17 protein-coding genes and 1 pseudogene are annotated in these 26,013 nt (G+C 73.4%); 8 read left to right on the top strand and 10 right to left on the bottom strand.

From position 1 onward, the window contains the following. Window positions 1-31: 31 nt before the first annotated feature. Window positions 32-3,538 (bottom strand): methionine synthase, encoded by a 3,507-nt coding sequence (metH, locus tag AC230_RS23000; RefSeq protein ID WP_049718250.1) that lies wholly within the window; start codon window positions 3,536-3,538, stop codon window positions 32-34. Window positions 3,539-3,789: 251 nt separating this feature from the next. Between metH and AC230_RS22995 the strand changes: the two genes are divergently transcribed. From AC230_RS22995 to AC230_RS22965, 7 genes are all read left to right on the top strand, one after another. Then, window positions 3,790-4,554, top strand: coding sequence for an IclR family transcriptional regulator (locus AC230_RS22995; RefSeq protein WP_049718249.1), 765 nt, complete (start codon window positions 3,790-3,792; stop codon window positions 4,552-4,554). 288 nt (window positions 4,555-4,842) lie between these two features. Then, a complete protein-coding gene (locus AC230_RS22990) occupies window positions 4,843-5,619 on the top strand; it encodes an MIP/aquaporin family protein (protein WP_049718248.1) in 777 nt (258 codons plus the stop codon). Between the two features lie 50 nt (window positions 5,620-5,669). Continuing rightward, window positions 5,670-7,196 carry a glycerol kinase GlpK gene (gene glpK / locus AC230_RS22985; RefSeq protein ID WP_049718247.1) on the top strand — a complete coding sequence of 509 codons (1,527 nt, stop codon included), beginning with the start codon at window positions 5,670-5,672 and terminating at the stop codon, window positions 7,194-7,196. Window positions 7,197-7,198: 2 nt separating this feature from the next. Next, window positions 7,199-8,806, top strand: coding sequence for a glycerol-3-phosphate dehydrogenase/oxidase (locus AC230_RS22980; protein WP_049718246.1), 1,608 nt, complete (start codon window positions 7,199-7,201; stop codon window positions 8,804-8,806). A gap of 115 nt (window positions 8,807-8,921) precedes the next feature. Continuing rightward, on the top strand, window positions 8,922-9,983 hold the full coding sequence (locus AC230_RS22975) for a glycoside hydrolase family 18 protein (protein ID WP_049718245.1): 1,062 nt from the start codon (window positions 8,922-8,924) through the stop codon (window positions 9,981-9,983). Window positions 9,984-10,114: 131 nt separating this feature from the next. Next, window positions 10,115-11,152 (top strand): PAC2 family protein, encoded by a 1,038-nt coding sequence (locus AC230_RS22970; RefSeq protein WP_049718244.1) that lies wholly within the window; start codon window positions 10,115-10,117, stop codon window positions 11,150-11,152. A gap of 78 nt (window positions 11,153-11,230) precedes the next feature. After that, window positions 11,231-12,091, top strand: a complete 861-nt coding sequence (locus tag AC230_RS22965) for an SCO4651 family lipoprotein (RefSeq protein WP_049718243.1) — start codon at window positions 11,231-11,233, stop codon at window positions 12,089-12,091. A 669-nt stretch (window positions 12,092-12,760) separates the two neighbouring features. On the opposite strand, the pseudogene AC230_RS22960 reads toward AC230_RS22965, so the two are convergent. From AC230_RS22960 to AC230_RS22930, 7 genes and pseudogenes are all read right to left on the bottom strand, one after another. Next, window positions 12,761-15,040: pseudogene (locus tag AC230_RS22960) on the bottom strand (glycoside hydrolase family 31 protein); the annotation flags it as partial. Window positions 15,041-15,276: 236 nt separating this feature from the next. Further along, window positions 15,277-17,859: a beta-glucosidase family protein gene (locus tag AC230_RS22955; protein WP_078871510.1), complete on the bottom strand. Its 2,583-nt coding sequence runs from the start codon at window positions 17,857-17,859 to the stop codon at window positions 15,277-15,279. 184 nt (window positions 17,860-18,043) lie between these two features. Beyond that, window positions 18,044-19,012, bottom strand: coding sequence for an SMP-30/gluconolactonase/LRE family protein (locus AC230_RS22950; protein WP_049718241.1), 969 nt, complete (start codon window positions 19,010-19,012; stop codon window positions 18,044-18,046). 224 nt (window positions 19,013-19,236) lie between these two features. After that, window positions 19,237-20,466 (bottom strand): cysteine--1-D-myo-inosityl 2-amino-2-deoxy-alpha-D-glucopyranoside ligase, encoded by a 1,230-nt coding sequence (gene mshC / locus AC230_RS22945; RefSeq protein ID WP_049718240.1) that lies wholly within the window; start codon window positions 20,464-20,466, stop codon window positions 19,237-19,239. 98 nt (window positions 20,467-20,564) lie between these two features. After that, on the bottom strand, window positions 20,565-21,392 hold the full coding sequence (locus AC230_RS22940; protein WP_049718239.1) for an SCO1664 family protein: 828 nt from the start codon (window positions 21,390-21,392) through the stop codon (window positions 20,565-20,567). Beyond that, window positions 21,356-21,946 (bottom strand): DUF3090 domain-containing protein, encoded by a 591-nt coding sequence (locus tag AC230_RS22935; RefSeq protein WP_049718238.1) that lies wholly within the window; start codon window positions 21,944-21,946, stop codon window positions 21,356-21,358. The genes AC230_RS22940 and AC230_RS22935 overlap by 37 nt, the downstream gene beginning before the upstream one ends. 96 nt (window positions 21,947-22,042) lie before the next feature. Further along, window positions 22,043-22,732: a histidine phosphatase family protein gene (locus AC230_RS22930; protein ID WP_049718237.1), complete on the bottom strand. Its 690-nt coding sequence runs from the start codon at window positions 22,730-22,732 to the stop codon at window positions 22,043-22,045. On the opposite strand from AC230_RS22930, the gene corA reads away from it, so the two are divergent. Next, window positions 22,731-23,768 (top strand): magnesium/cobalt transporter CorA, encoded by a 1,038-nt coding sequence (gene corA, locus AC230_RS22925; protein ID WP_049718236.1) that lies wholly within the window; start codon window positions 22,731-22,733, stop codon window positions 23,766-23,768. The genes AC230_RS22930 and corA overlap by 2 nt on opposite strands. 43 nt (window positions 23,769-23,811) lie before the next feature. On the opposite strand, the gene AC230_RS22920 is transcribed toward corA, so the two are convergent. Both AC230_RS22920 and AC230_RS22915 read right to left on the bottom strand, forming a co-directional pair. Beyond that, complete coding sequence (locus tag AC230_RS22920; protein ID WP_049718235.1) at window positions 23,812-24,606, bottom strand: hypothetical protein; 795 nt, start codon at window positions 24,604-24,606, stop codon at window positions 23,812-23,814. Between the two features lie 250 nt (window positions 24,607-24,856). Continuing rightward, window positions 24,857-25,906: an LLM class F420-dependent oxidoreductase gene (locus AC230_RS22915; protein WP_049718234.1), complete on the bottom strand. Its 1,050-nt coding sequence runs from the start codon at window positions 25,904-25,906 to the stop codon at window positions 24,857-24,859. Window positions 25,907-26,013 lie beyond the last annotated feature (107 nt).

The raw sequence follows: 26,013 nt of genomic DNA, 5'->3' as shown, positions 1-26,013 counted from the left end.
GCCTCCCTTTTCCGCGCCGCCGCTCTCCGCGCTACCGGGCGTTGAAGTACTTCGCCTCCGGGTGGTGGATCACGATCGCGTCCGTGGACTGCTCGGGGTGGAGCTGGAACTCCTCGGAGAGGTGGACGCCGATCCGCTCCGGCCGCAGCAGCTCGGCGATCTTCGCGCGGTCCTCCAGGTTCGGGCAGGCGCCGTAGCCCAGGGAGAAGCGGGCGCCGCGGTACTTGAGGTCGAACATGTCCTCCACCCGGTCCGGGTCCTCCCCGGCGAAGCCGAGCTCGGCGCGGACGCGGGCGTGCCAGTACTCGGCCAGCGCCTCGGCCAGCTGGACGGAGAGGCCGTGCAGCTCCAGGTAGTCGCGGTAGGCGTCCGCCGCGAAGAGGGAGGCGGTCGCCTCGCCGATGCGCGAGCCGATCGTGACGACCTGGAGGCCGACCACGTCCCGCTCGCCCGACTCCTCCGGGCGGAAGAAGTCCGCCAGGCACAGCCGCCGCCCCCGCCGCTGCCGCGGGAAGGTGAAGCGCGTGCGCTCGCTGCCGTCCTCGTGGAGCAGGATCAGGTCGTCGCCCTTGGAGTGGCAGGGGAAGTAGCCGTAGACGACGGCGGCTTCGAGCAGGTTGTCCGTGTGGAGCTTGTCCAGCAGGCCGCGCAGCCGCGGCCGCCCCTCGGTCTCCACCAGCTCCTCGTACGTCGGGCCGCCGTCGCGCGACTGCTTCAGCCCCCACTGGCCCTTGAAGAGGGCGCCCTCGTCCAGCCAGGACGCGTAGTCCTTGAGCCCGATGCCCTTGACGACCCGGGTGCCCCAGAACGGCGGCTCGGGGACGGGGTTGTCGACGGCGACGTCGGAACGGACGGCGCCCTCCGGCTCCGGTTCGTCCACGACCAGCGGGGACGCGGTCTTCGCGACCCGGCGCTGCTTGAGCTCGGGCAGGGTCGCGCCGGGCACGCCGCGCTTGACGGCGATGAGGGCGTCCATGAGCTTGAGGCCCTCGAACGCGTCGCGGGCGTAGCGGACCTCCCCCTCGTAGATCTCGTGGAGGTCCTGCTCGACGTAGGCCCGGGTCAGGGCGGCGCCGCCGAGGATGACGGGGTAAGTGGCGGCGAGCTTGCGCTGGTTGAGCTCCTCCAGGTTCTCCTTCATGATCACCGTGGACTTCACCAGCAGGCCGGACATGCCGATCACGTCGGCCTTGTGCTCCTCGGCGGCCTCCAGGATCGCCGAGACGGGCTGCTTGATGCCCAGATTGACCACGGTGTAGCCGTTGTTGGAGAGGATGATGTCGACGAGGTTCTTGCCGATGTCGTGGACGTCGCCGCGCACGGTGGCCAGGACGATGGTGCCCTTGCCCTCCGCGTCGCTCTTCTCCATGTGCGGTTCGAGGTAGGCCACCGCGCTCTTCATGACCTCGGCGGACTGGAGGACGAACGGCAGCTGCATCTGGCCGGAGCCGAAGAGCTCACCGACGACCTTCATGCCCTCCAGCAGCGTGTCGTTGACGATGTCGAGGGCCGGGCGCTCGGCCAGCGCGGCGTCCAGGTCGGCCTCCAGGCCGTTCTTCTCGCCGTCGATGATGCGGCGCCGGAGCCGCTCCTCCAGCGGCAGCGCCGCCAGCTCCTCCGCCTTGCCGGCCTTGAGCGACTTGGCCGTCGCCCCCTCGAAGAGCTCCAGCAGCCGCTGGAGCGGGTCGTAGCCCTCGCGCCGCCGGTCGTGGATGAGGTCGAGGGCGACCTGGACCTGCTCCTCGTCCAGCCGGGCGATGGGCAGGATCTTCGAGGCGTGGACGATCGCCGAGTCCAGGCCCGCCTTGACGCACTCGTCCAGGAACACCGAGTTGAGCACGATGCGGGCGGCCGGGTTGAGGCCGAAGGAGATGTTCGACAGACCGAGCGTCGTCTGGACGTCGGGGTGGCGGCGCTTGAGCTCGCGGATCGCCTCGATGGTGTGGATGCCGTCCTTGCGGGACTCCTCCTGGCCCGTGCAGATGGTGAACGTCAGCGTGTCGATGAGGATGTCGCATTCGCGTATTCCCCACTTCTGTGTCAGGTCCGCGATCAGCCGCTCGGCGATCTCCACCTTCTTCTCGGCGGTCCGGGCCTGGCCCTCCTCGTCGATGGTCAGGGCCATCAGCGCCGCGCCGTGCTCGCGCGCCAGGGCCGCGACCTTGGAGAAGCGGGAGTCGGGGCCGTCGCCGTCCTCGAAGTTCACCGAGTTGATGACGGCGCGGCCGCCCAGCTTCTCCAACCCGGCGCGGATGACGTCGACTTCGGTGGAGTCCAGCACGACGGGCAGCGTGGAGGCGGTCGCGAAGCGGCCGGCCAGCTCCTCCATGTCCGCCACGCCGTCCCGGCCGACGTAGTCGACGCACAGGTCGAGCATGTGCGCGCCCTCGCGGATCTGGTCGCGGGCCATCTCCACGCAGTCGTCCCAGCGGCCCTCCAGCATGGCCTCGCGGAACTTCTTGGAGCCGTTGGCGTTGGTCCGCTCGCCGATGGCCAGGTAGGAGGTGTCCTGCCGGAAGGGCACCGACTGGTAGAGGGAGGCGGCGCCCGGCTCGGGGCGCGGCTCGCGCGGCGAGGGGGTCAGGCCGCGGACGCGCTCCACGACCTGCCGCAGGTGCTCCGGCGTCGTGCCGCAGCAGCCGCCGACGAGCGAGAGGCCGTACTCGCGGACGAACGTCTCCTGCGCGTCGGCCAGTTCGCCCGGCGACAGGGGGTAGTGGGCGCCGTCCTTGCCCAGGACCGGCAGGCCCGCGTTGGGCATGCACGACAGGCCGATGCGGGCGTGCCGGGAGAGGTAGCGCAGGTGCTCGCTCATCTCGGCCGGCCCGGTGGCGCAGTTGAGGCCGATCATGTCGATGCCCAGCGGCTCCAGCGCGGTCAGCGCCGCGCCGATCTCCGAGCCGAGGAGCATGGTGCCGGTGGTCTCCACCGTCACCGAGACGATCAGCGGCAGGTTCCGGCCGGTGGCCTCCAGGGCGCGGCGGGCGCCGAGGACGGACGCCTTGGTCTGCAGCAGGTCCTGGGTGGTCTCGACGAGCAGCGCGTCGGCGCCGCCGGAGATCAGGCCCTCGGCGTTGGCCTGGTAGGCGTCGCGCAGGACGGTGTAGGGGGCGTGGCCGAGGGTGGGCAGCTTGGTGCCGGGGCCCATGGAGCCGAGGACCCAGCGGTCGCGGCCGTCCGCCTCGGCGAAGGAGTCGGCGGTCTCGCGGGCCACGCGGGCGCCGGCCTCGGAGAGTTCGAAGACGCGGTGGGCGATGTCGTACTCGCCGAGGGCCGCGTGGTTGGCGCCGAAGGTGTTGGTCTCCACGCAGTCCACGCCCGCCGCGAAGTACGCCTCGTGGACGGAGCGGACGATGTCGGGGCGGGTGACGTTGAGGACCTCGTTGCAGCCCTCCAGCTGCTGGAAGTCCTCCAGGCTCGGGTCCTGAGCCTGGAGCATGGTGCCCATGGCCCCATCGGCGACCACGACGCGGGAGGCGAGGGCCTCCCGAAGGCGGTCGGAGCGGGAAGAACTGACGGTCAATGGCTTCGAGGCCATGGGGAGCTCCCGTGGTTGCGACGGCTGTCGGCTTTGCGCCCTCCCGGAGAGGACGCACGCGGCAAGCGTAGCCGTACAACCCGTTCGGCGCAGGGGGCGTCCCACGCCCCGGACGGGCGGGGCACCGGCCCGGCCCCGCCCTCAGCGATCATGATCACGCCACGTCGGCTACCCCCTGGTCGGCATCGGCCGATAGTGTTCAGCAATGCCGAACGGCATATGGGGAACGGCACTGTGGAGGAGGCTGCCCGATGGCACGGACCATCCAGTCGCTCGAACGCGCGGCGGCGATGCTGCGGCTGCTCGCGGGCGGCGAGCGGCGGCTGGGGCTGTCCGACGTGGCCTCCGCGCTGGGGCTCGCCAAGGGCACCGCGCACGGCATCCTGCGCACCCTCCAGCAGGAGGGCTTCGTCGAGCAGGACCCCGCCTCCGGCCGCTACCAGCTGGGCGCCGAACTGCTGCGGCTGGGCAACAGCTACCTGGACGTGCACGAGCTGCGGGCCCGCGCCCTGGTGTGGGCGGACGACCTGGCCCGCGCCAGCGGCGAGAGCGTCCACCTGGGCGTGCTGCACCAGCAGGGCGTCCTGATCATCCACCACGTCTTCCGGCCGGACGACAGCCGGCAGGTGCTGGAGGTCGGCGCGATGCAGCCGCTGCACAGCACCGCCCTGGGCAAGGTGCTCTGCGCCTACGACCCGGTCGCGCACAGCCAGCTCGCCGAGACCGGCCGCGAGGCGTTCACCGACCGCACGGTCACCGACCTCGCCGAGCTGGAGGGCGTCCTGGACCTCACCCGCGCCCGGGGCTGGGCGGCGGACGTCGAGGAGACCTGGGCGGGCGTCGCGTCGGTGGCCGCCCCCATCCACGACCGCCGGCGGATGCCGGTCGGCGCGGTCGGCATCACCGGCGCCGTGGAGCGCGTCTGCGCGGACGGCGAGCTGCGGGCCCAGCTCGTGGCCGCGGTGCGGGACTGCGCGCGGGCGGTCTCCCGCGACCTCGGCGCCGGCCGGTTCTGACCCCTTGGCCGGGTCCGTTCGAACGGGCCGAGACCCCCTCGTTACCGGTCGGTATTCAAACGGAGATTTCTGGCCAGTTGTCCGGGAGTTTCCGGTCACACAGGCCTTGACGTGCCCTTAACCGTGCAGAAAACTGCCGTGCATCGGTCGGCATTGTCGAACACCTACCGACAATATTCGCTATGGTGTGCAGTGCCACGGGACCGATCACCGCCCTCACGGAGGGCGCGGACCACCGGAGGGACCCGGGGTTCGCCTTCCCCTGGACGAAGGACAAAGGAGTCGCGGGTGTCCAGCTCCGACATCTTCATCAGCGAGACCGTGGGTACCGCTGTCTTGATTCTGCTCGGTGGCGGCGTCTGTGCCGCCGTCACGCTGAAGCGTTCGAAAGCGCTCAACGCGGGCTGGGTCGCCATCACGTTCGGCTGGGGCCTCGCCGTCCTGGCGGGCGCGTACATCGCCGCCCCCTCCGGCGCGCACCTCAACCCGGCCGTCACGCTCGGTCTCGCCATCGACGGCGGCACCGAGTGGGGTGACGTACCCGTCTACATCGGCTCCCAGATGCTCGGCGCCATGATCGGTGCCGCGCTGGTGTGGCTCGCCTACTACGGGCAGTTCAAGGCCCACCTGACCGACCCGGAGCTGGTCGCCAAGCTCGACGAGGAGGGCCTCGTCGACCGGGCCGCCGCCCCCAAGGCCGGTCCCGTGCTGGGTGTCTTCTCCACCGGGCCGGAGATCCGCAACGTCGTGCAGAACCTGGCCACCGAGATCATCGCCACCACGGTGCTCGTCCTGGCCATCCTGAACCTCGGCCTGACCAAGGGCCTCGCCGTCAGCGGCACCGGCACCCTGATCGTCGCGCTCGTCGTCGTGGGCCTCGGCCTCTCGCTCGGCGGCCCGACCGGTTACGCGATCAACCCCGCGCGCGACCTCGGTCCGCGTATCGTGCACGCGCTGCTGCCCTTGCCCAACAAGGGCGGATCGGACTGGAGTTACGCCTGGATCCCGGTGGTCGGCCCGCTCGTCGGCGCCGCCGTCGCCGCCGGCATCCACCAGGCCTTCTGACGCACGCACGACGACAGCCGAGACCTTCAGACCTCAGGAGCACACACCACATGACCAGCACCCACGGCCACGGTCCGTTCATCGCGGCGATCGACCAGGGCACCACCTCCTCCCGCTGCATCGTCTTCGACCGCGACGGCCGCATCGTCTCCGTCGACCAGAAGGAGCACGAGCAGATCTTCCCCAAGCCGGGCTGGGTCGAGCACGACGCCAAGGAGATCTGGGCCAACGTCCAGCAGGTCGTCGCCGGCGCCGTCGAGAAGGCCGGCATCACCGCCGCCGACGTCAAGGCCATCGGCATCACCAACCAGCGCGAGACCACGCTGCTCTGGGACAAGAACACCGGTGAGCCCGTCCACAACGCCATCGTCTGGCAGGACACCCGCACCGACGCCCTCTGCAAGGAGCTCGGCCGCAACGTCGGCCAGGACCGCTTCCGCCGCGAGACCGGCCTCCCGCTGGCCTCCTACTTCTCCGGCCCCAAGGTCCGCTGGCTGCTGGACAACGTCGAGGGCCTGCGCGAGCGCGCCGAGCGCGGCGACATCCTCTTCGGCACCATGGACTCCTGGGTCATCTGGAACCTCACCGGTGGTGTCGACGGCGGCGTCCACGTCACCGACGTCACCAACGCCTCCCGCACGATGCTGATGAACCTGCGCTCCCTCGCGTGGGACGACCGCATCCTCTCCTCCATGGAGATCCCGGCCGCCGTGCTGCCGGAGATCCGCTCCTCCGCCGAGGTCTACGGCACCGCCAAGGGCGGCGCCCTCGACGGCGTCCCGGTCGCCTCCGCGCTCGGCGACCAGCAGGCCGCCCTCTTCGGCCAGACCTGCTACGACAAGGGCGAGGCCAAGTCCACCTACGGCACCGGAACGTTCATGCTCATGAACACCGGCGACGAGCCCGTCCAGTCGTACAACGGCCTGCTCACCACCGTCGGTTACCGCATCGGCGACCAGAAGCCGGTCTACGCCCTCGAGGGCTCCATCGCCGTCACCGGCTCCCTGGTGCAGTGGATGCGCGACCAGATGGGCCTCATCAAGAGCGCCGCCGAGATCGAGACGCTCGCCAGCTCCGTCGAGGACAACGGCGGCGCCTACTTCGTGCCGGCCTTCTCCGGCCTGTTCGCCCCCTACTGGCGCTCCGACGCGCGCGGCGTGATCGCGGGCCTGACCCGCTACGTCACCAAGGCGCACATCGCCCGCGCCGTGCTCGAGGCCACCGCCTGGCAGACCCGCGAGATCACCGACGCCATGACCAAGGACTCCGGCGTCGAGCTGACCGCCCTCAAGGTCGACGGCGGCATGACCTCCAACAACTTGCTGATGCAGACGCTCTCGGACTTCCTGGACGCCCCCGTGGTGCGCCCGATGGTCGCCGAGACCACCTGCCTCGGCGCCGCCTACGCCGCCGGCCTGGCCGTCGGCTTCTGGCCGGACACCGACGCGCTGCGCGCCAACTGGCGCCGGGCCGCCGAGTGGACCCCCCGCATGGACGCGGACACGCGTGACCGCGAGTACAAGAACTGGCTCAAGGCCGTCGAGCGGACCATGGGCTGGATCGAGGACGAGGAGTAATCATGACAACCCCGCAGAGCGTTCCGACCCTGGGAACGCACCCGGCCGCCGGCGTCAACCCGGGCCGCGCCGAGGCCCGGGAGAGACTGTCCAACGCGACGTACGACCTCCTGGTCATCGGCGGCGGCATCCTGGGCACCTCGGTCGCCTGGCACGCCGCGCAGTCGGGACTGCGGGTCGCCATGGTGGACGCCGGCGACTTCGCCGGCGCCACCTCCTCCGCGTCCTCCAAGCTCGTCCACGGCGGTCTGCGCTACCTGCAGACCGGCGCGGTCAAGCTGGTCGCGGAGAACCACCACGAGCGCCGGGTGCTGGCCAAGGACGTGGCCCCGCACCTGGTCAACCCGCTGACCTTCTACCTGCCCGTCTACAAGGGCGGCCCGGTCGGCGCGGCCAAGCTCGGCGCCGGCGTGTTCGCCTACTCGGCGCTGTCCGCCTTCGGCGACGGCGTCGGCAAGGTGATCTCCCCGGCCCGCGCCAAGGCCGACAACCCCGGTCTGCGCACGGACGACCTCAAGGCCGTGGCGGTCTACTACGACCACCAGATGAACGACTCCCGCGTGGCGATCATGACCGTCCGCGCGGCCGTCGAGTCCGGCGCGGTCGTCCTCAACCACGCCGAGGTCCAGGGCCTGCGCTTCACCCACGGCAAGGTCACCGGCGCCGAGGTCAAGGACCGCATCGACGGCACCGAGTTCGGCATCGACGCCCGCGTCGTGCTCAACGCCACCGGCCCGTGGGTGGACCACCTGCGGAAGATGGAGGACAAGGGCGCGGCCCCCTCCATCCGCCTCTCCAAGGGCGCGCACATCGTGATGAAGCGCAAGTCGCCGTGGAAGGCCGCCATGGCCACCCCGATCGACAAGTACCGCATCACCTTCGCCCTGCCCTGGGAGGACCAGCTCCTCCTCGGCACCACCGACACCCAGTACGAGGGCGACCCGGCGGACGTCCGCGCCACCGAGGACGACATCCAGCAGATCCTCGACGAGGCGGCGTTCTCCATCGTGGACGCGGACCTCGACCGCTCCCTGATGACCTACGCCTTCGCCGGCCTGCGCGTGCTGCCGGGCGGCCCCGGCGACGTGGCCCAGGCCAAGCGCGAGACCGTCGTCACCGAGGGCCGGGGCGGCATGCTCTCCGTCGCCGGCGGCAAGTGGACGACCTACCGCCACATCGGCCGTACGGTCATGAACAAGCTCGCCAAGGTGCCCGGCAGCCCGCTGACCGAGGAGATGGAGCCCGTCTCCAGCCTGGTCCGCCGCACCCCGCTGCCCGGTGTCGCCAACCCCAACGCGGTGGCCCACCGCCTGCTCGTGGACCGCGAGCCCGGCAGCCGCATGGACCCGCTGACGGCCCGTCACCTCGCCACCCACTACGGCTCGCTGTCCTTCGACATCGCCCGCATGGTCAACGAGAACCCGGAGCTGGGCGAGCGCATCCACCCCGACGGCCCGGAGATCTGGGCCCAGGTCGCCTACGCCCGCGACCACGAGTGGGCGGAGACGGTGGACGACGTCCTGCGCCGCCGCACCACCCTGACCATCCGCGGCCTGGACGACGAGGACGTCCGCGCCAAGGTCAAGGACATGCTGGACCGCAAGGGCTGATCCGCGGCACCGCTCACGGAGGGCGGGGAGGGACGACGTCCCTCCCCGCCCTCCGTGTCCGCGAGGCAACCCCTCGCGGCCCCCGCCCGTCAAGGGAAGAAGAGGGGGGAGCACCATGAAGCGCCCGGATTTCCTGGCCCGCGTCCGGCCGCCGAGCCGGCGCGCCGTCAAACGGCTCCTGATCGCCGTCGTGCTCGTCGTCGTGGTGCCGGTGGTGGCCGCCGCCGGGGCGCTGCGGGCCTCCTACGCGGGGGTGCCGGCCGACGACGCCGTCACCCGCGGCCGCGACGCGCTCTGGCTGGGCCACGCCTGGCTGGACGGCCGCCGCACCGACGAGGACCTCGCCCGGCTGGAGCGGCGGATCGCCGGCACCGGCATCCGCGACCTGTACGTCCACGCCGGGCCGCTGGAGCACGACGGCACCCTGCCCGCCTCCGCCCACCGCGGCGCCCGCCGGCTGCTGGACGCCGTGCACCGCGCACTGCCCGGGATCCGGGTGCAGGCGTGGCTCGGCGACGTCGTCGCGCGCGACGGGACGGGCGGGCTGCGCCTGGACCGCGCCCGCACCAGGCAGGCGGTGGTGGCCAGTTCGGCCGAGGTGATGAGGGACGGCTTCGGGGGCGTGCACCTCGACGTCGAGCCCATACGCGACGGCGACCGCGACTTCCTGGCCCTCCTCGGCGCGCTCCGGCCCGCCGTCCGCGCGGCCGGCGGCGTCCTGTCCGTCGCCGCGCAGCAGATCGACCCGCTGCCGTCGATGCACTCCGCCTCGCGGGCGTTCGGCAGCCCCAAGTGGTGGTCGCAGGCGTACTTCGCCAAGGTCGCCCGGCGCACCGACCAGATAGCGGTCATGTCCTACGACACCGCGCTGCCGTGGGAGAGCCTGTACGGCGGCTACGTCGCGCAGCAGACCCGGCTGGCGCTGGAGGCCACCCCCTCGGGCACCGACCTCCTGATGGGCCTGCCCTTCTTCCACACCGACGACATGGGCCACCACGGCTCGGCCGAGACCGCGGCGGCGGCGCTGCGCGGGGCCCGGCTCGGGCTGACCCGGGAGGACCGGCACCGCGAGCGGTTCGGCCTCGCCCTGTACGCCGACTTCGCCGCCACGGACGACGACTGGCGCGCGTACCGCAGCGGTTGGGGCGTGCGGGGCGGCGAGGGACGGGAAGGGTGACGAGCGTCCCTTCCGGGGACTGCGACCGCGCGTCGCCGAAGTCGTAGGCTTGGGGGACGCAAGACAACTGCACGGAACGGCAACCGGCGGTGGTACGAGACCCGTCCGCCCCGGTCGGAAGGAGGCGCTGGGTGATCGAGCTTGAGGGAGTTCCCGAGCTGATCGACCCGGTCATGATCTGTGCCTTCGAGGGCTGGAACGACGCCGGTGACGCCGCGTCCGGTGCCGTCGCGCACCTGGACCGGGAGTGGAAGGGCGAGGTGTTCGCCGCGCTGGACGCGGAGGACTACTACGACTTCCAGGTCAACCGGCCGACGGTCTGGCTCGACGGCGGGGTCCGCAAGATCACCTGGCCGACGACGCGGCTGTCCGTGGTGCGTGCCGGCGGGGGCGCGGACGGCCGGGGCGGCACGCGCGACCTGGTGCTGGTCCGGGGCATCGAACCGAGCATGCGCTGGCGGTCGTTCTGCAACGAGATCCTGGGCTTCGCGCACGAGCTGGGCGTGGAGATGGTGGTGATCCTGGGCTCGCTGCTCGGCGACACCCCGCACACCCGGCCGGTGCCGGTCAGCGGCGTCACCTCGGATCCGGACCTGGCCCGCACGCTGGACCTGGAGGAGTCCCGCTACGAGGGCCCGACCGGCATCGTCGGCATCCTGCAGGAGGCGTGCACGCACGCGGGCGTCCCGACGGTGAGCCTGTGGGCGGCCGTGCCGCACTACGTCTCGCAGCCGCCGAACCCCAAGGCGACGCTGGCCCTCCTCAACCGCCTGGAGGACCTGATCGACCTGCGCGTCCCGCAGGGCGAGCTGCCGGAGGACGCGCGGGCGTGGCAGCTGGGCGTGGACCAGCTCGCGGCGGAGGACAGCGAGGTCGCCGAGTACGTCCAGTCGCTGGAGCAGGCGCGGGACACGGCGGATCTGCCGGAGGCGTCGGGCGAGGCCATCGCCCGCGAGTTCGAGCGGTATCTGCGCCGCCGGGACGGGCAGTCCCAGGGCGGTCCGGGCACCCCGCCCGCCCCCGGCCAGCCGGGCGGCCTGGCGGCCGAGCCGGGCGTGGCCGACGCGTCGTACCTGCGGGACACGACCAGCGGGCGCACCCGCCCGCCGCGGCCGAAGCCGCGGGACGAGGGGGACGAGACCCCGCCGCAGGACGGCCCGGAGAAGTGACCGCCGCGCAGGGCGCCGACCCCTCACCGGGGGCGGCGCCCTGCGCCGTCCGGGCCCCGCGTACGCTGGACCGCGAACATGCGAACGATCACCACATTCACGAAGAACGCCCTGGCGGCGTCCCTGGGCACCGCCCTTCTCCTCTCCCTCGCGGCCTGCGGCGGCGGCGAGAAGGAGGACACCCGCGATCCGCAGACCGTCCTGACGGCGGCGTCGAAGAAGACCGCGGAACAGAACTCCTACCGCACCAAGCGCAAGCGCACGGACCGGGAGGGCACGGAGCGCGGCGAGTACGCCTTCACCCGCCGGCCCGACATGGACGAGCGCAGGACCTGGCGGCCCGGCCCGAAGGGCAAGGAGGTCTTCGAGCACGCCATCGGCGACGGCCGGAGCCTCTACACCAAGCGCTCCGACGACGAGACGATGCGCACGTACGGCAAGGGCCGTTCCTGGTACAGCATCCCCCTGCACGAGGGCCCGGCCCCCAAGCCCGAGGACGTCCAGAAGCGGGCCGAGGGCGACCTCCCCGTCCTGCTGGGCGTGCTGCGCTCGACGAAGGACGTCCGCCGGGTCGGCACCGAGGACGTCGGGGGCGCGAAGGCCGCCCACTTCAAGGGCACGGTCGTCCTGGACGACCTGGCCCGGTACAAGGGCAACGCGCTGCGCGGCTGGCTGCGCGAGTCCTACGTCAAGGACCAGCGCAAGGCCGGCCTCGACCGCGTCGAGATCGACATGTGGATCGGCCGGGACGACCTCCCGCTCAAGGCCCGTGAGCACGGCAGGGGTTCGAAGGGCGAGACCCTGCTGACCGAGGAGTACCGGGACTTCGGGGTGGACCCGAAGCTGCGCGCCCCGGCGGCGGACGACGTGCTCACCTCCGAGCAGTTGCAGCGCGAGGTCTTCGAGAAGTCGATGAAGGACTTCGACCGGAAGAGCTGACCCGGCCGCCGGCGGCAGTCCCGCCGGGCGGCCCAGGTGCCCCGTCTCGGCGCCGGGACGCTGATCAGCAGGGCCAGCGCGGGGACCAGCGCGTACCACGCGAATCCGCGGCCGGGGCCGAACGCGTCCACCAGCAGGCCCAGGACGAGCTGGCCGCAGCCGATCAGCGCGGCCATGAGGACCACCGGGGTGCCCGGCACCAACAGCCGTACGCCCAGGCGCTCGTCGGCCCGCTCCGCCAGCAGCGGCGCGAACCCGCCGACGAGGCGCCCTGGCCAGCAGGACCGCGGCGGCCAGCAGCAACGCCCCGGCGGACCCCAGGTAGACCAGCTGCCAGGACACCTTCTGCAGGCTGCCGCCGAGCGCGATGGCCAGGGCCATGGTGGTGGCCCCGAGAACACGCCGCGCTGGAACAGGGAGTTGGCGAGGACGGCGTACACGTAGAAGGGCAGGGGCGTGCGCCGTGCCGTCCGCCCGCTTCCGTGGTCAACGCACCGTCTCCAGTCCCGCGCCCGCTCCTTCGACCGCCATCCGGTCCTCGGCTCCGACGGCCGCGTCCGGGAGACGACCGGGCCGGTGTGGGACGGACGCCGGGTCGGGCGCGCCCGCTGACCTTCGTGGGCGGGGAACGCCCCGGGCGCACAGGGGCGTTCCCCGCCGGGGACGTCAACCCGTCACCGCGCCCGCGTTCTTCAGCACCAGGGTGAAGGGACGGTCCGTCGCCCGGCGCGGGGTGGTGACATGGAGCGCTCCGCCGCGGTCGGACGGGTCGTACCACCAGCTGCCGCGGGGCAGCGGACGGCCGTCCAGGGTCACGGCGGTCGGCGCCGTGCGGGAGTGGACCGTGAAGACGTACGGGCGGGCGGTCTGCTTGCCGCGGAAGTGCCCCACGGACGCGCCGACGTCGACGGTCACCCCGCCGCGGTCCACCGCCACGTGCACCCGCTGCCGGGCGGCGGCGCCCTCGCGGTGGGCCCGGGTGACCCCGTCGTCCTCGTAGAGGGTGAAGGAGGAGTCGCCCTCGGGGTAGACGTCCCAGGCCAGCGGGGAGTCGGGCGTGCGGTCCCGGGAGGAGCGGATGCCGGGCCACATCGGGATCGCGGCACCGCCCTTGACGAAGAGCGGGAGGGTGTCCAGCGGGGCGCGGTAGCCGTTCAGCGTCGCCGGGCCCCGGTACGTACGGCCCGTCCAGTAGTCGGTCCAGGTGCCCTTGGGGAGGTAGATGCCGTCGCGGGTCTCCTTGTCCTCGTAGACGGGCGCCACGAGGAAGTGCTCGCCGCTCAGGAACTCGTACGTGGCCGCGTCCGTGGCCGCCTTCGGGTCGTCCGGGTACTCCAGGGCCAGCGGGCGGACCGGGCCGACGCCCGTGCGGGCCGCCTCGGCCGCGTAGGTGTACATGTAGGGCAGCAAGGACTCCTTGAGCTTCAGGTACTTGCGGTTGACGGACGTGTACGGCTCGCCGTACCGCCAGGGCTGCTTGTCGCTCGGCGCCCAGCCGTCCATCGTCATCACGGCCGGCAGGAACGCCTTCCACTGGAGGTCGCGGACGTACGTCTTCGGGCTGCCGCCGAAGATGCCGTCGATGTCGCCGGTGGTGTACGCGAGTCCGGACATCGTGGCGCCCGCGTACGTGGGGATCTGCCAGCGGATGTAGTCCCACGAGCCCTTCTGGTCGCCGGACCACTGGACCCCGCAGCGCTGTGCGCCGGACCAGCTCTCCGGGGCCCAGGTGAAGCCGCGGGCGTCGCTGTTGTCCTCGATGCCCCGGTAGGCGGCCTTGCAGCCGTCCAGGGCGAACTTGTAGCCCTCGCCGACCCAGGCGACGTCCAGCTTGGCCACGCGCTGGCCGGCCCTCACCTGGTCGGCGAGCCGGCCGAGGCCGTCCTCGGTCCACAGGCCCAGGTGCGCCTTCCGGTCCGCCAGGCCCTCGGCGGCCTCGGGGAGGTGCTCGTAGCCGCAGCCGTAGCCGTCGTTGACCAGCATCCAGCCGAGGGGCAGGTCGTGGGCGACGTAGCCGTCGGCGACCTTCAGCGCGTCCAGGGTGCGGCGCTCGCCGCGGTTCTTGTTGTGCAGGTAGCAGTCGGAGTCGCCGGGTTCGAGGCCGTAGAGGGGCGGGAGGAAGGGGCGGCCGGTGAGCTTCGTATAGCCGCCGATGACCTGCTTGGGGGTGCGGCCCGCGAAGTAGTAGGCGTCGAAGCGGCGTTCGCGGGCGGTGGCGGTCACCGGGTCGTCGAAGGCGTAGGTGTTGGGCGCGTAGGTGTTGCGGTAGACGCCGTAGCCGGCCGAGGAGAGGTAGAACGGCACGGAGTTGGGGTGGCCGCCGTCGTCCCAGTTGTAGTCGACGCCGACCTCGACCTTCTTGCCGCGGTGGGAGGTGCTGCCGCGGCCGTTCTGCATGCCCGCGCCGTAGAACTGCTCCGTCGCGCCGCGGGAGAGGGTCTGGGTGGTGCGGTCCTCGGTCCAGGTCAGCCCCTTGGTCTCGGACCAGAGGCGGGTGCCGTCGGCGCGGTGGAGCGCGAAGCGGAGGGGGTTCTTGTAGGCGCGCAACGTCAGCCGGGAGGTGCCCAGTTCGTAGTGGTCGCCGCGGTCGCGCCAGCGGGTGGGCGGGGGTGGGCCCTGGGGCAGGACGATGTCCCCGCCGGTGGGGTCGGCGAAGGGGCCTTCCGGGGAGAGTTCGAGGTGGAGGGTCTCGGGGGTGGGGAAACGGATGCGGGCGGTCGCCGGGCCGGCCTGGATGCGGAATTCGGCGGGGGCGGCGGTGAAGGCGGTCACCTTGCCCACGGTGTGTTCTTCCCCTGCCGGGGCACCGGGGTGGAGGCGGGCCTGGGTGCCGGCCTGGGTGCCGGCCTGGGTGCCGGCCGCCGACCGGGCCGGGCCGCCGGTCAGGGCCGCGAGGAGGCCGACGACGGTGGTGACGATCGCTGTTCTCCATCGGGTGCGATTGTCCATGGGGGCATGCCTATCGCATCTGTCGTGTGCACGACCATGGGCCGTGCCCGAGGAGTTGCCCCGGGCCCGGCACCACGCTCCCCCACGAGGCCCGCGCACGGCGGGGGTTCGCGTGCGAACGGGCCGCCGCCCTCCGGCGCGTGGCGCGGGAAGCACCGCCCGCCCGTCCGGGCCGTCGCCCTGCGGCCGCGGGGCCGGCCTGTCGGGCCGACGGCCGGCCCCGCCCCGGACACCCGCTAGCCCGCGCTGCCCGTCAGCCGTACGTCCCGCGAGGACGCCCCGACGTACACCGGCCGCGCCCCCCGCGTGCGGACCCAACCGCCGTGCCCCGCGTCCCAGTACGACAGCTGCCGCTCGTCGATCCGTACCGTGACGCCGCGCGACTCGCCCGGCTTCAGTTCGACGCGCTCGAAGCCCACCAGCGACCTCGGCGGCAGCTCCACCGGGCAGCCGGCGGGCGGGCCCAGGTAGACCTGGGGGACGTCGGCGCCCGCCCGGTCGCCGGTGTTGGTGACGGTGAAGGTCACCGCGTGACCGGAGCCTTCGGCGCGGACCTCGAGGGCGTCGTAGGCGAACGTCGTGTACGACAGCCCGTGGCCGAACGGGAAGAGCGGCTCGGTGCCCGCCCTGTCGAAGCCGCGGTAGCCGGTGAAGACGCCCTCGCTGTAGGTGACGACCTTGTCGACGCCCTGGTAGCGCTCGGGGTGGGCCGGGTCGTGCACCGGGTGGTCGGTGAGCTTCCGCGGGTACGTGACGACGAGCCTCCCGCCGGGGTTGGCGCGGCCGAGCAGGAGGTCGGCGATGGCCCGGCCGCCTTCCTGGCCGACGTAGCCCGCGTGCAGGATCGTGCCCACGGAGGAGCGCCACGGCATGGCCACCGGGCCGCCGGTGTTGAGGACGACGACGGTGCGGGGGTTGGCCCGCGCCACCGCGTCGATGAGGTCGTCCTGGTGGTTGGGGAGGGCGAGGGAGGTGAAGTCGTCGGCGCTGCCGATGGATCCGCCGGAGCCGTTCCAGGCGAAGACGACCGGCGTGTGCGCCGAGCGTGCCAGGTCCGCCGCCTCGCGGACGTTCGCGGCGCGCTGTTCGGGGGTGACCCAGGCGAGGCGGACCTGCACCGGGCCCCGGCCGGCGACGGACGCCGCCCAGCCCTGGGCGGTGACCTTGATCCGGTAGTCGCGGCCGGCGGTCAGCCGCACCGCCGTGCGGCCGTTGTCGAGGCCGTCCGTGGTGGGCAGGACGGTGGCCCACTTGCGGACGAAGTCGTCGCGCGGCACCGCCGCGGTGACCAGCTCCTCGCCGTCGAGGGAGAGCGCGAGGGCGGCGCCCCAGCCCTGGACGGCCAGCAGGTAGTCACCTGTCGAGGGCGCGCGCAGGACGCCCGTCCAGGTGCGGCTCGTGCCGGCGGGCAGCGCCCTGTCGCCGGTGAGGTCGAGGGTCGCGTCCGTGCCGCCCTCGCGGGCGAGGCCGCCGGGGAGCGCGGAGGCGGGCACGGCGGTGCCGGTGAGGTCGTTGCCGACGGCGTGGCGGATGTGCGCGGCGCTCCCCGCCGCGCGCCGGAGCGCGTCCAGCGGGCCGACCATCCGGTCCTCGAAGCCGTAGGCGCGTTCGCCGCCCGCCGAGACCAGGACCTGGGCGGCGCTCGGGCCGATGAGGACGAGGCCGGCGAGGGCGTCCCGGCCCAGCGGCAGGGAGCCGGAGTTGGCGAGCAGCACCGCGCCCTGGACGGCCACCTCGCGGGCGACCTTCGCGCCCGCCTCGACGTCGACGGAGGAGGGGGCGGGGACGCGGGAGCCGTCCAGCAGCCCGAGCGCGTCGTAGCGGCCGAGGACGCGGCCGACGGCCGTGTCGAGCGCGGCCGGCGGCACCGAGCCGTCCGCGATGGCCGCCTTCAGCTTGTCGCCGAAGTACGCGCCGTCGGGCATCTCCATGTCCAGGCCGGCCTCGACCGAGACGGCGTGGGTGGCGCCCCAGTCGGAGGTGACGAAGCCCTCGAAGCCGAGTTCGTCGCGCAGGACGCCGGTGAGGGTGGGTCCGCTGTCGCTGTTCCAGCGGCCGTTGAGGTGGTTGTAGGCGGCCATGACGGAGGCGACGTCCGCGCGGATCACGGCTTCCCAGGCGGGCAGGTAGATCTCGTGCAGGGTGCGGTCGTCGACCCGGAAGTCGTAGGCGCCCTCGCCGGTGGTCCAGTCGCCGGTCTGGCCGAGGACCTGGTTGTTGGCGAGGAAGTGCTTGGCCTGGGCGAGCATGCCCTGGGCCTGGATGCCCTCGACCTGGGCGGCGCCGATGACCCCGTTGAGGTACGGGTCCTCGCCGGCCTGGTCCTTGTCGCGGCTGAACAGCGGGGTGCGGGAGAGCTCGATCTGCGGGGCGAGCATGAGGTCCATGCCCAGGGCGCGTCCCTCGCGGCCCATCACCGCGCCGTACTCCCGGGCGAGCCGGGGGTTGAAGGAGGCGGCGAGGGTGGAGACGGGCGGCAGTCCCGTCGCGGACCTGGCGAGGTTGACGCCCGCCGGCCCGTCGGTGAGCCGCAGTTCGGGGATGCCCAGGCGCGGGACGCCGGGGAGGTATCCGGCGGCGCCGGTTCTCCTCGGGTCGGCGGCCCCGTGCACGAGGGAGATCTTCTCGTCGAGGGTGAGCCTGCCGAGCAGGGTGCGCACCCGCTCGGGCAGGGCGGCGGGCGCGGCGGCCGGCGCGGCCTGGGCGGCGGGTCCGGCTGCTGTGGACAGGGCGAGGGCGGCGGCGGTGCCGCCCAGCAGACCGAGGGCCTGGCGGCGGCTGGGGCCGGCGGGGCTTCCTTCCGAGGGTAATGCGGGCATGACGGCGCGACCTCCGAACGGGACCGGGCCACGCGGACGCAACCCGGACAGGACAGGACAGTACGGCCGTATGCGACGAGTCTTGATCGTCCGGTCCGCCGGGGTCAAGGGAATCGGACCAGATGTGATCAACTACCGTACGGTTACCCCTGGTTCGTGACCGAACGTCCCCGGTGCGTCCCGCTCAGCGCACCCGGCGCACCGCCACCACGTCGTACTCCCGCGGCGGAGGCTCCTCCGTGAAGCGGGAGTTGGGCAGGTAGAGCCGGTCCCCGTAGGCGGCTGCGGTGGTGGGGACGCGGAAGCGCGGGTCGGTGATGCGGGCGACCCGTACGCCCCGCAGGCCGGCGGCGTCGAGGTGGAAGACGTCGACGGCGTTCTGCACCTGCTGGACGACGTAGAGCGTGCGGCCGGTGAGCAGCGCCCCGTCGCCGTCGGGCAGCCGGACGCCGCCGAGGTCCACGCGGCGCGCGTCCCCGGTGCGCGGGTCGACGCGCAGCAGGCCGCCGCCGTCCTGGAAGACGTTGACGACGAGGAGGGCCCGGCCGTCGGGCGTGACCGAGACGCCGTTGGAGGTGAAGCCGCCGTCGGGCGCCTCCTGCCACTCCCCCGTCAGCCGCAGCGCCACCACGTCGCGGGCGGGCGGCAGTTCGCCGCGCGGGCCGAGCGGGAGGCCGTAGACGTACGGCCGGGTGGAGTCGGTGAACCAGGCGGCGCCGGGGGTCAGGACGACGTCGTTGACCAGGGTGCCGGGTCCGCCCACGGGGTAGCGGGCCAGGAGCCGGCCGTCGCGGGTGTCGACGACGCGCAGGTCCCGGGCGAAGGCGCCGGCGACGAAGGCCCGGCCGTGGCGGTCGGTCTTGAGGCCGAGCGAGGGGCCGTCCATGCCGGTGGGCAGCAGGGAGCCGCGGCCGGTGGGCAGGTGGGCGCGGTAGAGTGCGGAGCCGGCCCGGGAGCCGAGCCAGGCCCAGGGGCCGGGTCCGATGGCGATGCCCTCGGGGCGGAAGCCGTCGGGCAGGGGCAGGCGCGTGGGCCAGGAGGCCGGCGCGGCGGCGGCCCGGGCGGCCGGGGCGAGGGTGCCGACGGCCGCGGCCGCGCCGGCGCCGAGCAGTCTTCGGCGGGCGAACGGGCGGCGTGCTGCGGTGCGGTGCATGGCATGTCCCTCCAGTCGTCGCCGCCCTGCGGCGGTCGGTGAACGGGTCTCGCGCCCGGCGCCCACCTCAGCACAGGGCCCGCCCGCGACACACGGGATCCGCCCCGGCCTTCACGGAAGAACACATCCGGAAGTTGATACTCCGTCAACTCGGTGTGCGCGGACGCGAAAACGGGGTGCCCGCCGCCTGACGGCGGCGGGCACCCCGCGGGAACGGAACCGGGTCAGAGCGCCACGCCGAGCAGCGCGTCCACCGTGCGCGACACCAGGCCGGGCGCGCCCTCGTCCGTGCCGCCGCCGGCGGCCTGGGCGGCGGCCCAGCGGTCCACCGCGGCCAGCGCGGCGGGGGCGTCGAGGTCGTCGGCGAGCGCCTCGCGGACCTCTTCCAGGAGGGCGTCGGCGGACGGGCCGTCGGGGCGGGAGACGGCCGCGCGCCAGCGGCCCAGGCGCTCGACGGCCTCGGCCAGGACGGCGTCCGTCCACTCCCAGTCGGCGCGGTAGTGGTGGGCCAGCAGGGCCAGGCGGATGGCCGCCGGGTCCACGCCCGCGCGGCGCAGCGCCGAGACGAAGACCAGGTTGCCCTTGGACTTGGACATCTTCTCGCCGTGCAGCGCGACCATGCCCGCGTGCACGTACGCCTTGGCGAAGGGGTGCTCGCCGGTGAGCGCCTGGGCGTGCGAGGCGCCCATCTCGTGGTGCGGGAAGATCAGGTCGGAGCCGCCGCCCTGGACGTCGAAGCCCATGCCGAAGTGCTCCAGGGCGATGGCGACGCACTCGATGTGCCAGCCGGGGCGGCCGGGGCCGAGCGAGGCGCCGTCCCAGCTGGGCTCGCCCGGGCGGGCGGCCATCCACAGCATCGGGTCGACCGGGTTCTTCTTGCCCGGCCGGTCGGGGTCGCCGCCGCGCTCGGCGGACAGCAGGCGCATGGCCTCGGCGTCCAGGCCGGAGACCTCGCCGAAGTGGGCGTCGGAGGCCACCGAGAAGTAGACGTCGCCGTCGAGTTCGTAGGCGGCACCGGCGGCGAGCAGGCGCTCGACGATCGGGACGATCTTGGGTATCGACTCCACGGCGCCCACGTAGTTCCGGGGCGGGAGGAGCCGCAGCGCGGTCATGTCCTCGCGGAACAGGGCCGTCTCGCGCTCGGCGAGGGCCTCCCAGTCGTCACCGTTGGCGGCGGCCCGCTCCAGCAGCGGATCGTCGATGTCGGTCACGTTCTGGACGTAGTGAACCTGCCGCTTGGTGTCGAGCCACACGCGCTGCACGAGGTCGAACGCGTTGTAGGTCGCCGCGTGCCCCATGTGGGTCGCGTCGTAGGGCGTGATGCCGCAGACGTAGAGGCGGGCGACGGGGCCGGGGACGAGGGTCACCCGTCCACCGGTCGCGGTGTCGTGGATCCGGATGTCGCGGCCACTGCCGGGCAGGGCGGGCACATCGGAAGCGGGCCAGGCATGCATGCTCCGAGCGTAACCGGACGCGGCTTCCGGATACGAACCGGATCCGTCGGTTCAGTGAAGTGGGGCCCCCGGCTCCGCTCGCCCCGGCGCGGCCGGGCTCAGACCGGCGGCCACGGGATCGCCGGCCAGCGGCCGCTCGGCTCGCGGTGGCGGCCGGTGCGCAGGAGGCCGGCGACGCGGGAGCGGAGGGCGTCGATCTCGGCCGGGGTGATGAGCTCGGCCAGGCGCGCGGCCAGCGGACCGCCGTCGGCCAGGTCGGCGGAGAGCCGGCGCAGGGCCGCCAGCGCCTCCTCCGTCAGCGGCTCGCCCGCCCAGCCCCACAGCAGCGTGCGCAGCTTGTCGTCCGCGTTGAAGGTGACGCCGTGGTCGATGGCGTAGAGCCGGCCGTCGGCGGAGGGCAGCAGGTGGCCGCCCTTGCGGTCACCGTTGTTGATCACCGCGTCGAGGACGGCCAGCCGCCGCAGCCGCTCGTCGTCCGCGTGCACCAGCAGCGCCGGCCGCTCCTCCCCCACGTCCGCGTACCCCACGGCCTTCCAGCCGGGGCCCGGCTCCTCGCCCTCGACCAGGGCCAGCAGCCGCTCCTGGGCGGCCTCGTCGGGCACCTCGACCCACAGCTGGCACATGCCCCGCCCGTACGGGCCGTCGCGCAGCACCGTCGGCGGGACCAGGCCCCAGCCCATGGCCTCGGAGAGCTCGTAGGCGGCCACCTCGCGCTGGGCGAGCGTGCCGTCGGGGAAGTCCCACAGCGGGCGCTCGCCGGCGACGGGCTTGTAGACGCAGGCGGCGCTCACGCCCTCGTACTCGACCGTGCAGTAGAGGACGGCGTTGGACGCCTCGCGGATCCGGCCGCGCACCGTCAGCTCGCCCTTGGCCAGCAGCTCCTGCGGGCTCACGCTCCGCGACGGTATCCGTTCTGGCGCGGACATACGTGTCCCTCCGGGTCGAGCGGCAGGCTGCACAGCGGGCAGGGCGGGCGGCCGGCGTTGACGATCTCCAGAGCGCGCTTGGCGAAGGCCCGGGCCATGGTGCCGGTGATGCGCACGCGCAGCATGGGCGGCCCGTTCGACTCGTCCTGGAGGAGGCGCTCCTCGGCCGCGGCGAGGTCCTCGTCGGTGTCGGCCTCCAGCTCGACGAGGGCCTGCGCCTCGACGACCATGCGCTGGCTCTCGCCGTCCCAGGCCAGGGCCATGGTGCCGACCCGGAACTCCTCCTCGACGGGGGTCTCCAGGGGCGCGGTGTCGGCGAGCTCGGCGGGGGCCACGGCCGGGACGGGCGCGCTGCCGCCCGTGCGCCGGACGACCTCGTCCAGCAGCTCGTCGATGCGCTCGGCCAGCGCCTCGACCTGCGCCTTCTCCAGGGCGACGCTGGTGGTGCGGCCGGCCGCGCTCGCCTGGAGGAAGAAGGTGCGGCGGCCCGGCAGCCCGACCGTACCGGCGACGAAGCGGTCCGGCGGATCATAGAGGAACACCTGACGGGGCAACGTCCTGCTCCATTGGTCGGTGGTCGGTCGTGAACTCCGGTGCGGGGCGGGGGCCCGTGCCGCTCGCCCGCGCCACCACCCTACTGCGCACGGGGATCACGGTGCCCCCGCACCGCCCCCGACCGCGGAGTCCCCGGCGCCGGGGGCGTCCTCGTGCGGCGCGAGGCCGGCGAGCTCGCCGGTGTCGCCGAGGCGCAGCAGATAGGGCCGGAGCCGGGTCCAGCGGATCGCGGTGACCGAGCACGGGTCGACGTGGATGCGCTGGAAGAGGTCGAGGTGCAGCCCGAGGGCGTCGGCGACCAGCGCCTTGATCAGGTCCCCGTGGCTGCACATCAGGTAGACCGCGTCGGGGCCGTGCTCGTGCTCGATGCGGTCGTTCCACTCGCGGACGGCGTCGACGGCGCGGGCCTGCATGCCGCGGATGGACTCGCCGCCGGGGAAGACGGCGGCGGAGGGGTGCTGCTGGACGACGGCCATCAGCGGCTCGTCGCCCAGCTCGGCGAGCTTGCGGCCGGACCAGTCGCCGTAGTGGCACTCGCCGATCCGCTCGTCGGTGTGCAGCGGCAGCCCCGGCCGGGCGGCGAGCAGCGGGGCCAGGGTCTCCCGGCAGCGCCGCAGGGGGCTGGTGACGGCCGCGGCCAGCGGCACGTCCCGCAGCCGGCCGGGCAGGGCCGCCGCCTGGGCGGCGCCGCGCTCGTCGAGGGCGACGCCGGGGGTCCATCCCGCGAGCACGCCACCGGTGTTGGCGGTGGACCGGCCGTGCCGGACCAGGATCAGGGTGGGCATGCGGTCCAGCCTACGACGGGCCCCGGGCGGCCGTCGGGTGGAGAATGCCCGCGTGATCGTGGACTTCGCCCTCTACCGGGACGGCCGGCGGGCCGAGGGGCCGGCGGACTTCTCCGACGCGCTGGAGCTGGCGCGGACGGCGGGGAACGCCTTCCTCTGGGTCGGCCTGCACGAGCCGACGGAATCGGAACTCTCGCTGGTGACCAGCGAGTTCGCGCTCCATCCACTGGCCGTCGAGGACGCGCTCAAGGCGCACCAGCGTCCCAAACTGGAGCTCTACGCGGGCTCGTTGTTCGTCGTGCTCAAGCCCGTGGTCTACGACGACGCGGCGGACACCGTGACCACCGGCGAGTTGATGCTCTTCCTCGGCGACTCCTTCGTGGTGACCGTCCGGCACGGGGAGGGCAGCCCGCTCGCGGGCGTCCGGGCCCGGCTGGAGGACGACCCGGAGCTGCTGCGGCGGGGGCCGACGGCCGTGCTGTACGCGGTGTCCGACGCGGTCGTCGACGGGTACACGGAGGTCGCCGCGCAGCTCCAGGACGACCTGGACGAGCTGGAGACCGAGGTGTTCGCCCCGCTGGGCGTGGACAACCGGAACATCGCCATGCGCATCTACGGCTTCAAGCGCCAGGTCGTGGAGTTCCGCCGGGCCACGGTGCCGCTGGCGGAGCCGGTGGCCCGGCTGGCCGGGGCGGACCTGCCGTTCGTGGACGAGGCGGCCCGGGTGTTCTTCCGCGACGTGGGCGACCACCTCGCGCGGGCGAACGAGGCCGTGGAGGCGCTCGACCGGCTGCTCTCGGACGTCCTCTCGGCCCACCTGACGCAGACGGGCGTCCAGCAGAACGACGACATGCGCAAGATCTCGGCGTGGGCGGCGATGGCGGCCGTCCCCACGATGATCGCCGGCATCTACGGCATGAACTTCACCCACATGCCCGAACTCCGCCGGCCCTGGGGCTATCCGGCGGTGCTGCTGCTGATGGCGGGGGTGGTGCTGGGGCTGCACCGGTGGTTCAAGCGACGGGGGTGGCTGTGAGGGGGCCGGACGGCGGTCCCGCACGGACTCGGGGCCGGCGGTCCTACACGGACTCCGGGGCCGGGCGGGCGAGGGCCCCGGCGCCGAGCGCGTCCCGCCGCTCCGGCATCCGGAGGCTGACCATCCGCCGCCAGCCGCCGAGCCGTTCGGCCGTGTGCAGCGCGTGGATCCCGGCGGCGAGCGCCGCGGACTTGGCGCGCGGCCAGCCCAGGAGGCCGGTCATGCGGTCCATGACCGCGAGGCCGACGTCCCGGTGGATCCGGGTCTCGGCGAGGGCGGTCTCGCGCAGCACGGAGCGGATCACCGGGCCGTGGCCGGCGGCGGCCAGCCGCAGCAGCTCCTCGTGGCAGTAGGCGAGGTGGTTGGCCTCGTCGTGGCAGATCATCCGGATCGCCCGGCCGATCTCCGGATGGTCGCCGAAGTGCGCGGTGAGCATCCGCATCTGGTCGGCGGCGCGCTGCTCGGTGACGCGGCTGTGCGCGAGGTAGACGATGACGTCCCGCTCGGTCAGCGGCTCGTCCCGGCGCAGCTTCTCGTGCGGCAGGCCGATGCCCCGGCGCTCCAGGAGCATGGTGTAGTCGGTCTCCGGGGGCACTTCGACGGGGTCGAGCCCGCGCTTGCGCAGCAGGGCGAGGAAGATCCGGCCGTGCTTGTCCTCGTCGGCGCCGTGCCGGGCGATCTTGGGGGCGAGGGCGCGGAGCGGCTCGGGGACCAGGGCCGCGATGCGGCCGTTCTCCCAGCCGCCCTGCGCCTCGCCGCCGGCGGCGATGGAGCAGAACAGCCGGTACGACGCGTCGTCCTCGATGATTTCCTGGAACAGACTTCTGGCCGTGAGCATGGCCCTCACCTCCGGTCGGGCACACCCAGTCAAGTGCCGTGGCGAGGGGGGCGCCAGCCGGGGCGGCCGGCGCGCTCCGCCGAACGGCGGACGGCGCGCGCGGGCGCCGCGCCCGCCGCCCCGTCGCCGCGGCGCGTAACCCCGGCGGCGTACGGGCGTTGTGCTCGGTGTCGGCCGTGGCGGGGAAGACACCCCCGAGCCCCCACCACGGCCGCAGGGTTTCCCCGCCCGGTCGGTGGGGTGGCGGCGGTCAGGCGAGTCCGGCCCGCTCCAGGGCCTCGACGCCGGCCCGCAGGCCCGCGATCCGCTCCTCCAGCGTGAAGCCGGCGGGCGTCAGGGAGAGGGTGGTGACCCCGGCCTCCGCGTAGGCCCGCATCCGGTCGGCGATCCGCCCGACGGGGCCGAGCAGCGACGTCCGGTCGATCAGCTCGTGGGGGACGGCCGCGGCGGCGCCGTTCTTGTCGCCGGCGAGGTACTTCTCCTGGATCTCGGCGGCCTCCTTCTCGTAACCCATGCGCCGCGCCAGCCTGTTGTAGAAGTTCTGCTTGGCGCTGCCCATGCCGCCGACGTACAGGGCGGTGTACGGGCGGAAGGTGTCGGCCAGGGCCCGGACGTCGTCGCCGACGGCGAGCGGGACGGTGGGGACGAGGTCGAAGCCGGCCATGTCCTTGCCCGCCTTGGCGCGGCCGGCCCGCAGCGCGCCCAGCGTGGTCTCCTCGGCGTGCTCCGGGGCGAAGAAGAGCACGAGGGCGCCGTCGGCGATCTCGCCGGTCTGCTCCAGGTTCTTCGGGCCGATGGCCGCGATGTACAGCGGGATGCGCTCGCGGACGGGGTGGACGGTGAGCTTGATCGGCTTGCCGGGGCCGCCGGGGAGCGGCAGCGTCCAGTGCTCGCCCTCGTGGGTCAGGCGCTCGCGGGACATCGCCTTGCGGACGATCTCCACGTACTCGCGGGTGCGGGCCAGCGGCTTGTCGAACCTGACGCCGTACCAGCCCTCGGAGACCTGGGGGCCCGAGACGCCGAGGCCGAGGCGGAAGCGGCCGCCGGAGAGGGAGTCGAGGGTGGCGGCGGTCATCGCGGTCATCGCGGGGGTGCGGGCGGGGATCTGGAAGATGGCCGAGCCGACGTCGATCCGCTCGGTCTTGGCGGCGACCCACGACAGGACGGTGGCCGCGTCCGAACCGTACGCCTCGGCGGCCCAGCAGACCGCGTAGCCGAGGCGGTCGGCCTCGCGGGCGACCGCGAGGTTGTCCTCGTCCATCCCGGCGCCCCAGTAGCCGAGGTTGATTCCGAGTCGCATCCCGCTCTCCCTACCGATGAGTAACGTCGTCGTCGCGGGCGACTGTAGCGCGCCGACCTGCGGTACGTCACCGGTCCGCCGCCCCTCGCCCGGCCCGGGCGGCCCAG

The sequence above is a fragment of the Streptomyces caatingaensis genome, assembly GCF_001187435.1.
In the GTDB taxonomy this organism is placed as follows: domain Bacteria; phylum Actinomycetota; class Actinomycetes; order Streptomycetales; family Streptomycetaceae; genus Streptomyces; species Streptomyces caatingaensis.
Note: the sequence above shows the minus strand (reverse complement) of the source record. Positions and strands in the feature narration are given on the sequence as shown.

Coding starts and splice junctions, on each gene's coding strand:
- corA (WP_049718236.1), top strand. CDS start 22,731: ATGCGGTCCAGCCTACGACGGGCCCCGGGCGGCCGTCGGGTGGAGAAT.
- metH (WP_049718250.1), bottom strand. CDS start 3,538: ATGGCCTCGAAGCCATTGACCGTCAGTTCTTCCCGCTCCGACCGCCTT.
- AC230_RS22980 (WP_049718246.1), top strand. CDS start 7,199: ATGACAACCCCGCAGAGCGTTCCGACCCTGGGAACGCACCCGGCCGCC.
- AC230_RS22995 (WP_049718249.1), top strand. CDS start 3,790: ATGGCACGGACCATCCAGTCGCTCGAACGCGCGGCGGCGATGCTGCGG.
- AC230_RS22975 (WP_049718245.1), top strand. CDS start 8,922: ATGAAGCGCCCGGATTTCCTGGCCCGCGTCCGGCCGCCGAGCCGGCGC.
- glpK (WP_049718247.1), top strand. CDS start 5,670: ATGACCAGCACCCACGGCCACGGTCCGTTCATCGCGGCGATCGACCAG.
- AC230_RS22940 (WP_049718239.1), bottom strand. CDS start 21,392: ATGTCCGCGCCAGAACGGATACCGTCGCGGAGCGTGAGCCCGCAGGAG.
- AC230_RS22915 (WP_049718234.1), bottom strand. CDS start 25,906: ATGCGACTCGGAATCAACCTCGGCTACTGGGGCGCCGGGATGGACGAG.
- AC230_RS22930 (WP_049718237.1), bottom strand. CDS start 22,732: ATGCCCACCCTGATCCTGGTCCGGCACGGCCGGTCCACCGCCAACACC.
- AC230_RS22950 (WP_049718241.1), bottom strand. CDS start 19,012: ATGCACCGCACCGCAGCACGCCGCCCGTTCGCCCGCCGAAGACTGCTC.
- AC230_RS22955 (WP_078871510.1), bottom strand. CDS start 17,859: ATGCCCGCATTACCCTCGGAAGGAAGCCCCGCCGGCCCCAGCCGCCGC.
- AC230_RS22965 (WP_049718243.1), top strand. CDS start 11,231: ATGCGAACGATCACCACATTCACGAAGAACGCCCTGGCGGCGTCCCTG.
- mshC (WP_049718240.1), bottom strand. CDS start 20,466: ATGCATGCCTGGCCCGCTTCCGATGTGCCCGCCCTGCCCGGCAGTGGC.
- AC230_RS22920 (WP_049718235.1), bottom strand. CDS start 24,606: ATGCTCACGGCCAGAAGTCTGTTCCAGGAAATCATCGAGGACGACGCG.